We start from the raw sequence: 13,611 nt of genomic DNA on the forward strand, positions 1-13,611 counted from the left end.
TGCACGGAAGCCGCCTTGCGGCGGCCTCCTCGTGCGTAATGCACGTTCAGTCGAGCATGGCCCGACGCTACAACCCGGTCAGACGCGCTTGAAGATCAGCGTGCCGTTGGTGCCGCCGAAGCCGAAGCCATTGGACATCACCACGTCAACCTTGGCCTGGCGTGCTTCGTTGGGCACGTAGTCCAGGTCGCAGCCTTCGCCCGGCTGCTGCAGGTTGATGGTCGGCGGAATGACGTTGTCCTGCAGCGCCATCACCGAGAAGATCGCTTCCACGCCGCCGGCCGCGCCCAGCAGGTGGCCGGTCATCGACTTGGTGGAGCTGACCATCATCTTGTAGGCGTGGTCGCCGAAAGCGGTCTTCATCGCCATGGTCTCGCCCAGGTCACCCAGCGGCGTGGACGTGCCATGCGCGTTGAGGTAACCCACCTGTTCGGGGGTCACGCCGGCGTCCTTCATCGCCATGACCATGCAGCGCGCGGCACCTTCGCCGTTCTCGCTCGGGGCGGTCATGTGGTACGCGTCGGAGCTGGCGCCGAAGCCGGCCAGTTCGCAGTAGATCTTCGCGCCACGGGCCTTGGCGTGCTCGTACTCTTCCAGGATCAGGATGCCGGCGCCGTCGCCCAGCACGAAGCCGTCACGGTCCTTGTCCCACGGGCGCGAGGCCTGTTCCGGGGTGTCGTTGCGGGTGCTCATCGCCTTCATCGCGCAGAAGCCACCCACGGCGGTCGGCGATGAGCCACGTTCGGCACCACCCGCCACCATCACGTCGGCGTCGCCGTACTGGATCATACGCATCGCGGTGCCGATCGAATGGTTCGAGGTCGCGCACGCCGACACCGCCGAGAACGACGGCCCCTTCAGGCCGGCGATGATGCTCAGCTGGCCCGGCAGCATGTTGATGATGGTCTTGGGCACGTAGAAGGGCGAGATCTTCTTGCCCTCATGGAATTCGATGGTCTGCTCTTCGATACCGAGCAGGCCGCCAATGCCGGCGCCGACAATGGCGCCGATGCGCTCGGCATTGGCGTCGGTGATCTCCAGGCCCGAGTCGTGCAGGGCCATGAACGAGGCACCGAGGCCGTAATGGATGAACGGGTCCATCTTCTTGGCATCCTTGCCGCTGACCCGGTACTTGCCGAACAGTTCATTGTCGGCGGTGATGTCAAAGCCCTTGACCTCACCTGCAATCTTGGTGGTGAACCGATCCAGATAGGCATCAGAAACGTTGGTCAGCGGACCGATGCCCGAACGACCATGGGTGATGCCTTCCCAGCTGCTGGCCAGATCATTGCCCAACGGCGAGACGATACCCAGGCCGGTTACGACGACGCGACGCTTCATTGCTGATTCTCCTGACCCGAAGGTTCAATCGGGTAACACGGTTTGCTTCGGTGTGATGCTCAAACACACGGGGCCGCAACTGCGGCCCCATGGGGTGCGGTGCGCGGCGAGCGGAGACCCGCGCGCACTGCCGTCTGACATCAGGCCTTGACGTGGGCCGTGATGTAGTCGATGGCGGCCTGCACGGTGCTGATCTTCTCGGCTTCTTCGTCCGGGATCTCGCACTCGAATTCTTCTTCCAGGGCCATCACCAGCTCGACGGTGTCCAGCGAGTCAGCGCCCAGGTCATCGACGAACGATGCGCTGTTGGTGACTTCATCTTCCTTGACGCCAAGCTGTTCGACGACGATTTTCTTGACGCGTTCTTCGATGGTGCTCATGGGATCTCGCTCCAGATGGAGTTGTGGTTCAAAAGTGGTCGCCATCAAGGGCGATGGCCGTGGGATAGTGTAGTGGAAACCGGCGCGGCCTTGCATTGCAGCAAAAACCTCCGCAGATCAACCACTTGCGGCGCAATCCCTGCGCCCCTTGCTTACGGCATGTACATGCCGCCGTTCACATGGAGGGTTTCGCCGGTGATGTAACCGGCAGCCGGGCTGGCCAGGAATGCCACCGCATGGGCGATGTCCTCCGGCGAACCCAGGCGTTCGAGGGCGATGTCGTTGATCAGCGCGGTACGCGCTTCTTCCGGCAACGCCTTGGTCATGTCGGTGTCGATGAAGCCGGGTGCGACAACATTGACGGTGACACCGCGCGAACCGATTTCCTTGGCCAGCGACTTGCTGAAGCCGATGATGCCGGCCTTGGCGGCCGCGTAGTTGGCCTGGCCGGCATTGCCGGTCACGCCCACCACCGATGCGATGTTGATGATGCGGCCCTTGCGCGCCTTCATCATGCCGCGCATCACCGCCTTGCTGGTACGGAACACGCTGGTCAGGTTGGTGTCGATGATCGACGCCCAGTCCTCGTCCTTCATGCGCATCAGCAGGTTGTCGCGGGTGATGCCGGCATTGTTGACCAGGATCGAGATCGGGCCGAATTCCTTGGCGATGCCATCGAGCACGCTGTCCAGCACAGCGGCGTCGGTGACGTTCAGCGCGCGGCCGTGACCGCCGTGGGCGGCCAGGCGCTCACCGATCGCGGCGGCGCCGGATTCGGTGGTGGCAGTGCCGATGACGGTGGCGCCCTGGGCGGCCAGCAGATCGGCGATGGCGGCGCCAATGCCACGGCTGGCACCGGTGACCAGTGCGATTTCACCCTGCAGGGGCTTGCTCATGATGTTTTCCTCAGACGGGAGCGGCCGCCGCACCGTGCCGCTTGCAGCGGCCACCGGTACGGTCGGCAGGAACAGGGAAGGTCAGGCCGACCATGCCTCGCGGGCGGCTTCGAAGTCGCCCGGCGTGGCCAGCGGACGGCCGTCGATGGCCTTGTCGATGCGCTTGACCAGGCCGGTCAGCACCTTGCCCGGGCCGCACTCGGCGATCTGGGTGATGCCGCGGGCGGCCAACGCCTGCACGCAACCAGTCCACTGCACCGGCTGGTACAGCTGCTGGACCAGCGCAGTGCGGATGGCGTCCAGGCCGTCGTGCACCTGGGCATCGACGTTCTGCACCACCGGCAGCTGCGGCGCCTGCCAGGACAGGCCGGCCATCACTTCGGCCAGGCGGTTGGCCGCTTCGCGCATCAACGGGGTGTGCGAGGGCACGCTGACGGCCAGCTTGACCGCCTTGCGCACGCCCTTCTCGGCCAGCAGCGCCAGCGCACGGTCGACCGCGTCGGCGTCGCCACCGATCACGATCTGGCCCGGCGAATTGAAGTTGGCCGGCACCACTACCTGGCTGCCTGCGGCTTCGGCGCAGACATCCAGCACCAGCTGGTCTTCGGCACCGAGCACGGCGGCCATGGCGCCGACACCGGCCGGCGCCGCTTCCTGCATCAGCTGGCCACGCAGGCGCACCAGGTGCGCACCGTCATGCAGGCTCAGCGCGCCGGCGGCAACCAGGGCGGTGTACTCGCCCAGGCTGTGGCCGGACAGCACCGACGGGCGCGGACCGCCCACAGCGTTCCAGGCACGCCACACGCCGATACTCGCGGCCAGCAGGGCCGGCTGGGTGTATTCGGTACGGTTGAGCATTTCCTCCGGGCCGCCCTGGGACAGCGCCCACAGGTCGACGCCGGCACCATCGGATGCCTCGGTGAAGGCTTCACGCACCTGCGGGTGCAGTTCGGCCAGCTCGGCCACCATGCCCACAGACTGCGAGCCCTGGCCGGGGAAGACAAAAGCGAGGGTGGATACGGTCACGCGGTCATCCGCTTGTTGCAATCGAAGCGGGCCATGATAAGGGGGAATCCGCTGTGTCGTCTGTACGTGCGCGTATGCAGGCGTATGGAGCAATGACGGGCAGGCGCGACGGGGTCAGATCTCTTTTCCTGCGGAAAAGGGGTCTGACCCCGATCAGCCATCAGCAGAACAGCTGCAGCACATCCAGATCGCCATCAGCGAGGAAATCCACGCACAGGCCCACCAGCATCAGCACGCCAGCAGTGCTGGCACCGTGGGTGATGAAGATCGAATGGGCCAGCGCGCGCGCTGAGCGGCCCAGCTTCATGCAGACCCTGGCCAGGCTGCGCAGGCGGCCACTGACCGCATGCACGTGCTCGCGCACCGGCGCCTGGGCCTCGCCCATCGCCTCGGTCATCATCGCCTGCAGATGTTCGGGGCGATCAGCGTAGTACTTGGCCACGCCATAGCCGAACATCAGCCAGTCGCGGGCCTGCGCTTCGGACAGGTCCATCACTTCCAGCGGATCTTCCTCGAAATCGATGAAGCCGACCTGCTGCCCGTCCCAGGTGAGATTGCGCGGCAGCGGCTGGCCAAAATAGGCGCCGCGCGCATGCGCTTGGGCAATGGCCTGCATCGCCGCCATCACCAGCCGATCACGACCGGCTTCGTCGGCTTCGCGCAGGCAGGTATTGAATGATCTGCCGTTGTCGCCGATCACCAGCGCGGCATGGCCGGTGCCCAGCACGTCCGGCACGTTCACGCCTTGCGCCTGCAGCTCTGCAAGGCGGCGGGCCTCGGTTTCGCGCGCGGCGTCGCCACCACGGTGCGGCGGCGGGCGCAGGGCATCGAGATGGAAACGGCGCGCAACAAAATTGAGCAGGCCCAGGGCCAGTGCCCGGCTTCCCTTGCCGTACTGCTTCAGCCAGGCACGTTGCCCTTCGATGAAGATGGGCTCAACCATGACAGGTCCTCCTTAAACGCGTTACGGCCCCGGAGGGCCGTAACGACAAGACTTCACATTGTCGTAACTTGCACTATCAATAGCGCAGCAGGGCCGAACCCCAGGTGAAGCCGCCACCAAAGGCTTCCAGCAGCAGCAGCTGGCCGCGCTCGACCCTGCCCGACCGCACGGCGGCGTCCAGCGCCAGCGGCACCGAACCGGACGAGGTGTTGCCGTGCTTGTCGACGGTCACCACGACCTGGTCCATCGACATGTCCAAGCGCTTGGCGGTGGCTTCGATGATGCGCAGGTTGGCCTGGTGCGGGATCAGCCAATCCAGGTCGGACTTGTCCAGGCCGTTGGCGGCCAGGGTCTCGTCCACGACCGAGTCCAGCGCCTTGACGGCGTACTTGAACACGTCGTTGCCCTTCATGTTGATGGTGCCGCCACCATTGGCGCCATCCTTGAAGCCGCTCGAGACGCCAACCGGGTTCCACAGCAGTTCCTTCTTGCTGCCATCGGCATGCAGGTGGGTGCTGAGGATGCCGGTCTCTTCGTCGGCCTTGAGCACGACGGCGCCGGCGCCATCACCGAACAGCACGCAGGTGGTGCGATCGTTCCAGTCGACCATGCGGGTCAACGTTTCGGTGCCGATCACCAGCACGTGCTTGCAGTCGCCGGAGCGGATGAATTTGTCGGCCACGCCCAGCGCGAACACGAAGCCGGAACAGGCTGCGTTGACGTCGAAGGCGGGGCACCCGGCCACACCGAGCTTGGCCTGGATCAGGCACGCGGTGGACGGGAAAATAAGGTCAGGCGTGGTCGTGCCGACCACGATCATGTCGAGCTGCGAGGCATCGATGCCTGCGGCTTCAAGCGCGCGCAGGGCGGCGTTGTAGCCAAGGTCGCTGGTGGTCTCGCCTTCGGCCGCGATGTGCCGTTCACGAATTCCGGTGCGCGACTGGATCCACTCATCCGAGGTTTCGACCATTTTTTCCAGGTCGGCGTTGGTCAGGACTTTCTCCGGCAAATAGCTACCGGTGCCCGCGATCCTCGAATAGATCCGCTTGCTCATCATGTTTCCTGTTGCGCGGGCCGCCGATCACCGGCACGCCCGGGAAAGAAGGCAAAGGCCGCTGCCCGGGGGCAGCGGCCTTCCCGGCACATCAATCTTCTTCGACGGCCGAGGTCTTGGTCTGGATGACCTTCTTGCCGCGGTAGAAACCGTCAGCAGTGATGTGGTGACGCAGGTGCACTTCGCCGGTGGTCGGGTCGGTCGACAGCTGCTTGGCGCTCAGGGCGTCATGCGAACGGCGCTGGCCGCGGCGGGACGGGGTAACACGGGATTTCTGGACAGCCATGGGATTGCTCCAAACTCGGTTCGTTTTGCTTCGTCGTTTCGTCGCACAGGACGCCAGCGCCCAGCACACTTTTCGCTTTCGCCGCAGCCGCCGACGACAACCGGCTGCTATTGTTTCTTCAATGCCGCCAACGCCGCAAACGGGTTGGCCTTCTTTGTTTCTTCTTCGCTCGGTGCCCAGTCCTTGTCGACTGCTTCACCGTCGGGCGACAGCGGCACCACAGGCACCGCCAGCACCAACTCGTCCTCGACCAGGTCCAGCGGACGCAGCTGGCCGTCTTCCGGCACCAGCAACGCCTCGTATTCCTCCGGCAGGGACGATTCCTCGTCCTCGTCGCGGATCAGGCCAAGCCTCTGGGTCACCTTCACCGGCAACAGGAATCGCTGCATGCTGCGCTGACAGGTCAGCGGCAACGCGGTGTCGATGGTCAGTTCCACATAGGATACCCGCAAGACGTCGTCGCGACCGAATTCAAGCGAGTAGACACACTCACCGTCGGTATCTGCGACCAACCCCTGCAGGCGGGTCAATTCAGCCAGGGAGACCTGACCGTCGAAGCGCCTTCGCGCTACAACCATCCGCCAGGCATCCAGCGTTTCGGGCACGTTCGCGGACATAAGCCGCTGAATACTAAGGATCGCACCGCCCGCTGTCAAATGCCCGCCATACAGGACTTGCCGCTGGCGTTGCCGGCGGGCCAGACTGCCGCACCCTGCCCCGATATTCTCGCATGTCACTGGTCCTGGCCTCCACCTCCCGCTACCGTCGCGAACTGCTGCAACGGCTGGGCCTGCCCTTCGACTGCGCACGCCCGGAGGTGGATGAAACGCCGTTGAACGGCGAGGGGCCGTTGGCCCTGGCCACGCGCCTGGCCGCCGCCAAGGCGGCCGATGTCGCCACGCGCCATCCGGGTGCCTGGGTGATCGGCTCGGACCAGGTCGCCGACCTGAACGGCCAGCCGCTGGGCAAGCCGGGCACGGTCGAGGCGGCCTGTGCGCAGCTGGTGGCGATGTCCGGGCAGACGGTACGCTTTCACACGGCAATCAGTCTCAGGCGGGATGGAGAATCCCTCGCCGCCCTGGATCTGACCGAAGTACGCTTCCGCGCGCTGGATTCGCAGGAGATCGCCCGCTACGTCGCCACCGAGCAGCCACTGGACTGCGCCGGCAGCTTCAAGTGCGAGGGCCTGGGCATCAGCCTGTTCGAGGCGATCGACAACCGCGACCCGACCGCGCTGGTCGGCCTGCCACTGATCGCGCTGTGCGGCCTGCTGCGCAGGGCCGGATTCGCGGTGCCGTGAACGGTAGAGCCGAGCCCATGCCCGGCTGCTTTTTTCGAGGCTGCCTGCCATCTGACTCGGAAGCAGCCGGGCATCGGCTCGGCTCCAGAGGACCAGAGGACCTCAACGAACCTCGAACGGTTGCTCCTGCCACGCCTCCACGCTGCCATCGCGCCCGTGCAGGCGCAGGCCGAGCCAGTGCCGGCCCGGCGCCAGCGTGGTGGTGTCCAGCGACGCGTCGAAGCCCACCGCCGGATGCTGCGGATCGGTACTGTCCGGCCAGGCGGGGCGAACGTCGAACACGCGCCCGTAACGCGCGTCACCGATCGAGCGGCCATCAACCAGCACTTCAACCCGCGCCAGCCCGACCCCATCCTTGAATGCCCAGCCCTTGATGGCGAGCGTTCCGGAGACCTTCTCACCGTTGGACGGCGCATCCAGCCAGGCCATCGCGGGCGTTACGCAGGGCCCCTGCGCACGCTCGGCCGGCAGCCGGAACAGCAGGAACCGCTGGAAGCCATGATCGCTGCTGACCACGCGCGGCGCCGGCAGCGGCCCCACCTGCTCGCAGAGGGTGTGATAGCGCGCCAGCAGATCGCGGTAGCGCTGGTCACTGGGTGACAGCACCAGCAGCATCGGCACACTGCGCGGGCCTTCGTGCAGCAGGTCCCACTGCGCCAGCTGTGCGGTGCGCCCATGCTTGTCGTTGAGCGGATGTGGCAGCACCTCGATATCGCCATTGCCCAGCTGGAAGCCCAGTTCGGCACCGACCTTGAAGTTGCCCGCCAGGACACGCGTACCCGGTGGCATCTGCCGCAGTTCGTCACGCACCGCCACGGCCAGTGGCTGCCAGCCGGCAAAGTTGCGCGGGTAGTACTTGCTGCCGGCCATCTGCTCGCGCAGTGCCGGCGTGGACGCCATCAGGTAGTAGCCGAACGCCAGCACGGTACCTGCAGCGGCCAGCCACCAGCCGGTACGGCGCAACCAGCGCGGCCAACCGTTGAGGACCACCGGCACGGCCACCAGCAGCGCCAGGTAGCCTGGCAAGGGCCAGTGGAAACTGATCCGCTCGACATCGGTGAAGAAGCCCAGCAGGAAGATGCCCAGCGTCGACACCCCGCCCACCAGGCCGAAATAGCGCCACTGCACCCGCGCCCCACCGCCACTGCGGGTACCCGCCAGGGCGACCTTCCACATCGCGATGCACAGGATCGGCGTCACCAGCATCGGCTGGATCACCAGGAACCACAGCCCCTCCCACTCGAACGTCCACGGGTGGCGCTCGACCACCTGGAACTTCAGGCCGGCGTCGTGGTTGTCGGCATTCCACGCCAGCAACGGCAGCCAGGCCAGCACGCCCACCGCCAGCGCCACCCATACGCGCGGATCGGCCAGCATGCGACGGCCCTGCGGCAACGCCAGCAGCGCAATGAAGCCGACACCGATGACACCAATGAAACGGTAGTGGCTGAGCGCACCGATCAGCAGGCCCAGCGCCAGCTTCATCGCCGAGGACGCATCCACGCTGTGCAGCAGGCGCGCGCCGGCGTGCAGGCAGATCACTGCCGCCAGCGCCATCGGTACGTCCGGCACGGCCAGCAGGCCCAGCGTGGCCGACAACGGCATCAGCAGGGTCAGGCTGCCCGCCTGCCAACCGGCCACGTTGCCAAACCAGCGCGTGGCGATGCGCACCACCAGCATCGGCAGCAGCGCGCCGATGGCCAGGAACGGCAGGCGCAATGCGAGTACGTGATGGCCACCGATCTCCACGCCCAGGCGTGCAAGCCAGGCGGTCAGCCCCGGCAGGTCGGAATAGGCAGCGGCCAGATGCTGCCCTTCCTGCCAATAGAACGCCTCATCGACGAACAGCGGCAGGCGCGCGGCCACCACCAGCTTGGCCGCTGTGATCAGCGTCCACAACCAGAGAAAAATCGCCCGCGCGCGCTGTTCGCCTTGCATTGCTCTATGGATAATCGAATGGATTCCAGACCTGAGACGATCATGCCAGCCTCGTCCCCCAATCCCAGCATGCTAACCGATCAACTGCGCCAGGCCCTGCGGGAGGCACAGGATCAGGTGAACGCACTGGTGCTGGGCAAGGTGCCGGAAGTCAGGCTGGCCTTTGTTGCCCTGCTTTCTGGCGGCCACCTGCTCATCGAGGATCTGCCCGGGCTGGGCAAGACCACGTTGGCGCACGCATTGGCCAGCAGCCTCGGTCTCAGCTTCCAGCGCGTGCAGTTCACCTCCGACCTGTTGCCGGCGGACGTACTTGGCGTTTCGGTGTACGAGGCCGGCAGCCGCCAGTTCCAGTTCCATCCCGGCCCGGTGTTCACCCACGTGCTGCTGGCCGATGAGATCAACCGTGCACCGCCGCGCACGCAGAGTGCGTTGCTGGAGGCGATGGCCGAGCAGCAGGTCACCCTGGATGGACAGACACATCCACTGCCCGACCCGTTCTTCGTCATCGCCACGCAGAACCCGGTCGACCTGTCCGGCACCTTCCCGTTGCCGGATTCGCAGCTGGATCGTTTCCTGCTGCGCCTGGCGATGGGCTACCCCAGCGCGCAGGCCGAGCGCGAGCTGCTGCGCGGCAGTGATCGCCGCGACCTGATCGCACGCGCGGTGCCAAAGCTGGACGACACCCAGGTGCGTGCATTGCGTGAAGCGGTTGGCCAGGTACATGCCAGCGACGCGCTGATCGACTATGTGCAGGCGCTGCTGACCCGCAGCCGACACCATGCCGGCGTGCGCGTAGGCCTGTCACCGCGCGCGGGACTGGCCCTGCTGCGTGCCGCCAGGGCACATGCGCTGCTGCTCGGCCGCGGGCATGTGGTGCCCGAAGACGTGCAGACCCTGTTCGTGGCGGTGGCCGGCCATCGCCTGGTGGCCGAAGCCGAATCCAGCTCCGGGCCGGCGCTGGCGCGGGCGATCCTGCAGACCGTCGCGGTGGACTGAAGGTGGCCACACGCTGGGCACGCATGCAGCTGCTGGCACGCCCCCGCAGGCCCGAAGCCCTGCCGCAGCGACTGGACCGCCATCGCATCTACGTACTACCGACACGCTTCGGCCTGTTCGTCGCCACCCTGCTGTCGGCGATGCTGCTGGGCGCATTGAACTACAACAACAACCCGGCCCTGCTGCTGGCGCTGCTGCTGGCCGCGGCAGCGATCGCCAGCGCCATCGCCGCGCACCTTCAACTGTCCGGCATACAGATCGATGCAATCTCCGCCGAACCAGTACCGGCCGGGCATCCCCTGCGCCTGCGCGTGGACCTTTCGTTGCGCGACCCGCGCGCGCGACACGGGCTGCACCTGCAGCTGGGCGCAAGCGAGGCCTGGGTTGCACTGCCTGCACACGGTCGCGGCGAAGTGGAGCTGGATGTTCCCAGCGAGCGCCGCGGCTGGCTGGAACTGCCCCGCATCCGCCTGTCGAGCACGCAGCCGCTGGGACTGGTGCGGGCATGGTCGTGGGTGTGGCCGGAGCAACCGCTGCTGGTCTACCCGCTGGCCGAGGCCCAGGCGCCGCCCCTCCCGGAAAGTGGCAGCGATCCCCTGCATACCCGCGCCCACGCCACGGGCGAAGAGCTGCATCAGCTGCGCCCCTATCGTGCCGGCGATGCCCCGCGCAGCATTGCCTGGAAACACTCGGCGCGCCGCGACAGCCTGCTGGTACGCGAGTACGAGAAGCCGATCGGCATCGAAGTGGTGCTGGACTGGCGCACGCTGGCAGCGCTGGGCCATGAAGCGCGCATCGCACGCCTGGCACGCTGGGTCGACATGGCCGAACGCGAAGGCCGTCGCTATACGCTGCTGCTTCCGGCCCATCCGCCGTTGGGGCCCGGCCAGGGTGCCAGCCACCACCACCTGTGCCTGCGCGCACTGGCATTGATGCCCCATGACTGAGCCTGCCGTCCTGCTCGACCGCAACGCCCGCAGCTGGACCCTGGCCAGCGCAGCGCTGGCGCTGCTGCCACTGCTGCTGCAGCTGCCGCCGGTGCTGGCCAGCGTGATCGCGATCGCCGCCGTGCTGACCGCTGCGCTTTCGTGGCGGCGGGTGCTGCCGATGCCGGTCCGCCTGTTGCTGGTGCTGGCCATGCTTGCCACCATCGTCTGGCAGATGGGCATGGTGCGGCCGGGCCGCGATACCGGCTGTGCATTGCTGGCAGCGATGCTGGCGATCAAGTCCAGCGAACTGCGCAACCTGCGCGATGCGCGCAGCCTGCTGGGCTTCGCGTTGTTCTCGCCGTTCGCGGCCTTCCTGCTCGACCAGGGGCCGCTGACCACCGGGCTGGCAGCGCTGGCCGCAGTTGCCGCACTGCTGGCCCTGCAACGCCTGGCCCTGGACGAGGGCCACAGCCCTCGCCTGCCGCTGCGCGGACAACTGCGTGGCGTCGGCCGCCTGCTGGGGATCGGCCTGCCACTCGCGCTGGCCTGCTTCTGGCTGTTTCCGCGCTTGTCCACGCCGCTGTGGGGCGTACCCGAGCGAGCGGTGGGCACACCGGGCCTGGCTGACAGCATGGCGCCGGACCAGTGGCTGGACCTGATGGCCGACGACACCCCGGCGTTGCGCGTGCAGTTTTTCGGCACGGTGCCCGAGCCTGCGCAGCGCTATTGGCGCGGCCCGGTGCTGACGTCGTTCGACGGCCACCGCTGGAGCCGCGATCGCGCGACGGCCGGGCGCCCCGCACCGGTAGTCGAAACCGCCGCACAGGGTTGGGACTACCAGATCGACTACGAGCCCACCGACCGTCGCCTGCTGGTGGCACTGGACCTGCCCAGCCGCGCACCGGAGGGCAGCAGCTTCGATGCCGACATGAGCCTGCGCAGCGACCGCACGCTGTCCGCGCTCAGCCGCTGGCGGTTGCATTCGGCGCCGCCGCAACGGTTCGACACCGATCTTTCGCCCTACCTGCGCCGCGCGGCGCTGCAGCTTCCGCCCGGCTTCAATCCGCGCACCGCCCAGCTCGCGCGGCAATGGCGGCAGGAGGCCGGCAGCGATGACGAGGCCATCGTCCGCCGTGCGCTGCAATGGATCACCCGCGACTTCTCCTACACGCTGGATACACCAGTGGCGGGGCGCGATCCGGTCGACGATTTCCTGTTCAACTACAAGGCCGGCTTCTGCCAGCACTTCAGCTCGGCCTTCGTAGTGCTGATGCGCAACGCCGGCATTCCGGCCCGGGTGGTCACCGGCTTCGCAGGCGGTACCCGCAACCGCATCGGCGACTACTGGGTGGTGCGTCGCATGGATGCCCACGCCTGGGCCGAAGTCTGGCTGCCGCAACGCGGCTGGGTGCGGGTCGACCCGACTGCCGCCGTGGCACCCGAACGCATCCTCGACACCCTGGACGACCGCCTGCGGGCCGGCACCGATACCCCGCTGCAACAGCGCTGGCTGCAGCTGGGGCAGATGGGTGACTGGCTGCGCCGCGGCTGGAACGGCCTGGTGCTGTCCTTCGATGCACGCCGCCAGCAGCAACTGCTCAAGCCGTTCGGGCTGGATGACCTCGGGCCGGCGCAGCTGGTGACCGGATTCGTGGTCGCCGCCCTGCTGGCACTGGCGTGGATGGCCTGGCTGCTGGCCCGCGGCGAGCGCGAGCGCGACCCGCTGCTGCGCGCCTGGCACCGGCTCGGGCGGCGGTATGCGCGCCTTGGCCTGGCCCGCGAACCGCACGAGACCGCACAGGACTGGGCACAGCGGGTTCACCGGCAGCGACCCGACCCGACCCTGCTCGCGCTCAGCCAGCGTTTCGCCGACGCGCGCTACGCTGGAACTTGCACCGACCTCGCTTCATTATTGCGGGACCTGCGCAGGCATCGCCCGACTTCCGGAGCCTCCCCATGAACACCAAGTTCCTCCTCACCGCTGTGGCCACGCTGGCCCTGTCGGCCTGCGCCACGGCCCCCAAGCCGCTGCAGGGACAGTTCAGCCTGGTTTCCCCGCGCGACTCGGTCGCCACCCAGCAGGTCGGCACGCCGGTCCGATGGGGCGGCCGCATCATCGAGACCAAGCCCGGCCAGGGCGAGACCTGCTTCCAGATGATCTCGCGCCCGCTCAACGCCAGTGGCCGCCCGAACACCACCTCGTCCGACGCCAGCGACGGCCGCTTCATTGCCTGCCGCGCCGGTTTCTACGACCCGGCCGTGTTTGAAGCCGGGCGTGACGTGACCTTCATCGGCAAGATCGACGGCTACCAGAACACCCGCATCGGGGACTACGACTACCGCCTGCCGAAGCTGTCGGCCGATGTGATCTACCTGTGGCCGGAACAGCGCCAGGTCGATGTGGTGCCCTACCCCTATGGCCCGTGGGGCCCGGGTCCGTGGGGCCCGTACTGGGGTGGCTACGGCCGTTGGGGCTGGTGGTGATCGCCCCCCAGCCCGCATGATCGGAAGAGGCCGCCTTC

At 67.1% G+C, this 13,611-nt stretch carries 14 protein-coding genes; 5 read left to right on the plus strand and 9 right to left on the minus strand.

Features of this window, described 5'->3' with window-relative positions:
- Nucleotides 1–78: 78 nt before the first annotated feature.
- The 8 genes from fabF to RCF13_RS20845 form a co-directional block, all read right to left on the minus strand.
- Complete coding sequence (gene fabF, locus RCF13_RS20810) at nt 79–1,341, minus strand: beta-ketoacyl-ACP synthase II (RefSeq protein ID WP_134968951.1); 1,263 nt, start codon at nt 1,339–1,341, stop codon at nt 79–81.
- Nucleotides 1,342–1,481: 140 nt separating this feature from the next.
- On the minus strand, nt 1,482–1,721 hold the full coding sequence (acpP, locus tag RCF13_RS20815) for an acyl carrier protein (RefSeq protein WP_061480516.1): 240 nt from the start codon (nt 1,719–1,721) through the stop codon (nt 1,482–1,484).
- A gap of 152 nt (nt 1,722–1,873) precedes the next feature.
- Nucleotides 1,874–2,617 (minus strand): 3-oxoacyl-ACP reductase FabG, encoded by a 744-nt coding sequence (gene fabG, locus RCF13_RS20820; RefSeq protein ID WP_134968952.1) that lies wholly within the window; start codon nt 2,615–2,617, stop codon nt 1,874–1,876.
- Nucleotides 2,618–2,698: 81 nt separating this feature from the next.
- Nucleotides 2,699–3,643, minus strand: a complete 945-nt coding sequence (gene fabD, locus RCF13_RS20825; protein ID WP_134968953.1) for an ACP S-malonyltransferase — start codon at nt 3,641–3,643, stop codon at nt 2,699–2,701.
- A gap of 160 nt (nt 3,644–3,803) precedes the next feature.
- Nucleotides 3,804–4,586: a serine/threonine protein phosphatase gene (locus RCF13_RS20830; protein ID WP_134968954.1), complete on the minus strand. Its 783-nt coding sequence runs from the start codon at nt 4,584–4,586 to the stop codon at nt 3,804–3,806.
- Between the two features lie 76 nt (nt 4,587–4,662).
- Nucleotides 4,663–5,640, minus strand: coding sequence for a beta-ketoacyl-ACP synthase III (locus RCF13_RS20835; protein ID WP_014036188.1), 978 nt, complete (start codon nt 5,638–5,640; stop codon nt 4,663–4,665).
- A 91-nt stretch (nt 5,641–5,731) separates the two neighbouring features.
- A complete protein-coding gene (gene rpmF / locus RCF13_RS20840; RefSeq protein ID WP_005408308.1) occupies nt 5,732–5,926 on the minus strand; it encodes a 50S ribosomal protein L32 in 195 nt (64 codons plus the stop codon).
- Between the two features lie 107 nt (nt 5,927–6,033).
- A complete protein-coding gene (locus RCF13_RS20845; RefSeq protein ID WP_049404889.1) occupies nt 6,034–6,543 on the minus strand; it encodes a YceD family protein in 510 nt (169 codons plus the stop codon).
- Between the two features lie 113 nt (nt 6,544–6,656).
- On the opposite strand from RCF13_RS20845, the gene RCF13_RS20850 reads away from it, so the two are divergent.
- The gene (locus RCF13_RS20850; RefSeq protein WP_134968955.1) at nt 6,657–7,226 is read left to right on the plus strand and encodes a Maf family nucleotide pyrophosphatase; all 570 of its coding nucleotides are present in this window, start codon (nt 6,657–6,659) and stop codon (nt 7,224–7,226) included.
- A 102-nt stretch (nt 7,227–7,328) separates the two neighbouring features.
- Here RCF13_RS20850 and RCF13_RS20855 read toward each other — a convergent pair whose 3' ends face one another.
- Nucleotides 7,329–9,164 (minus strand): glycosyltransferase family 39 protein, encoded by a 1,836-nt coding sequence (locus tag RCF13_RS20855; RefSeq protein WP_134968956.1) that lies wholly within the window; start codon nt 9,162–9,164, stop codon nt 7,329–7,331.
- Nucleotides 9,165–9,206: 42 nt separating this feature from the next.
- Between RCF13_RS20855 and RCF13_RS20860 the strand changes: the two genes are divergently transcribed.
- From RCF13_RS20860 to RCF13_RS20875, 4 genes are read left to right on the plus strand one after another with little or no spacing between them, the layout of a single operon-like run.
- Nucleotides 9,207–10,160: an AAA family ATPase gene (locus RCF13_RS20860; RefSeq protein WP_049417066.1), complete on the plus strand. Its 954-nt coding sequence runs from the start codon at nt 9,207–9,209 to the stop codon at nt 10,158–10,160.
- Nucleotides 10,161–10,183: 23 nt separating this feature from the next.
- Nucleotides 10,184–11,107: a DUF58 domain-containing protein gene (locus RCF13_RS20865; RefSeq protein WP_061480523.1), complete on the plus strand. Its 924-nt coding sequence runs from the start codon at nt 10,184–10,186 to the stop codon at nt 11,105–11,107.
- A complete protein-coding gene (locus tag RCF13_RS20870; protein ID WP_231352571.1) occupies nt 11,100–13,049 on the plus strand; it encodes a DUF3488 and transglutaminase-like domain-containing protein in 1,950 nt (649 codons plus the stop codon). Before RCF13_RS20865 ends, RCF13_RS20870 begins: the two co-directional genes overlap by 8 nt.
- Complete coding sequence (locus RCF13_RS20875; RefSeq protein WP_005415498.1) at nt 13,046–13,573, plus strand: Slp family lipoprotein; 528 nt, start codon at nt 13,046–13,048, stop codon at nt 13,571–13,573. The genes RCF13_RS20870 and RCF13_RS20875 overlap by 4 nt, the downstream gene beginning before the upstream one ends.
- Nucleotides 13,574–13,611 lie beyond the last annotated feature (38 nt).

The sequence above is a fragment of the Stenotrophomonas maltophilia group sp. RNC7 genome, assembly GCF_030910085.1.
Lineage (GTDB): Bacteria > Pseudomonadota > Gammaproteobacteria > Xanthomonadales > Xanthomonadaceae > Stenotrophomonas > Stenotrophomonas sepilia.

Coding starts and splice junctions, on each gene's coding strand:
- fabG (WP_134968952.1), bottom strand. CDS start 2,617: ATGAGCAAGCCCCTGCAGGGTGAAATCGCACTGGTCACCGGTGCCAGC.
- RCF13_RS20845 (WP_049404889.1), bottom strand. CDS start 6,543: ATGTCCGCGAACGTGCCCGAAACGCTGGATGCCTGGCGGATGGTTGTA.
- acpP (WP_061480516.1), bottom strand. CDS start 1,721: ATGAGCACCATCGAAGAACGCGTCAAGAAAATCGTCGTCGAACAGCTT.
- rpmF (WP_005408308.1), bottom strand. CDS start 5,926: ATGGCTGTCCAGAAATCCCGTGTTACCCCGTCCCGCCGCGGCCAGCGC.
- fabF (WP_134968951.1), bottom strand. CDS start 1,341: ATGAAGCGTCGCGTCGTCGTAACCGGCCTGGGTATCGTCTCGCCGTTG.
- RCF13_RS20865 (WP_061480523.1), top strand. CDS start 10,184: ATGCAGCTGCTGGCACGCCCCCGCAGGCCCGAAGCCCTGCCGCAGCGA.
- RCF13_RS20830 (WP_134968954.1), bottom strand. CDS start 4,586: ATGGTTGAGCCCATCTTCATCGAAGGGCAACGTGCCTGGCTGAAGCAG.
- RCF13_RS20835 (WP_014036188.1), bottom strand. CDS start 5,640: ATGAGCAAGCGGATCTATTCGAGGATCGCGGGCACCGGTAGCTATTTG.
- RCF13_RS20875 (WP_005415498.1), top strand. CDS start 13,046: ATGAACACCAAGTTCCTCCTCACCGCTGTGGCCACGCTGGCCCTGTCG.
- RCF13_RS20855 (WP_134968956.1), bottom strand. CDS start 9,164: ATGCAAGGCGAACAGCGCGCGCGGGCGATTTTTCTCTGGTTGTGGACG.
- RCF13_RS20860 (WP_049417066.1), top strand. CDS start 9,207: ATGCCAGCCTCGTCCCCCAATCCCAGCATGCTAACCGATCAACTGCGC.
- RCF13_RS20870 (WP_231352571.1), top strand. CDS start 11,100: ATGACTGAGCCTGCCGTCCTGCTCGACCGCAACGCCCGCAGCTGGACC.
- RCF13_RS20850 (WP_134968955.1), top strand. CDS start 6,657: ATGTCACTGGTCCTGGCCTCCACCTCCCGCTACCGTCGCGAACTGCTG.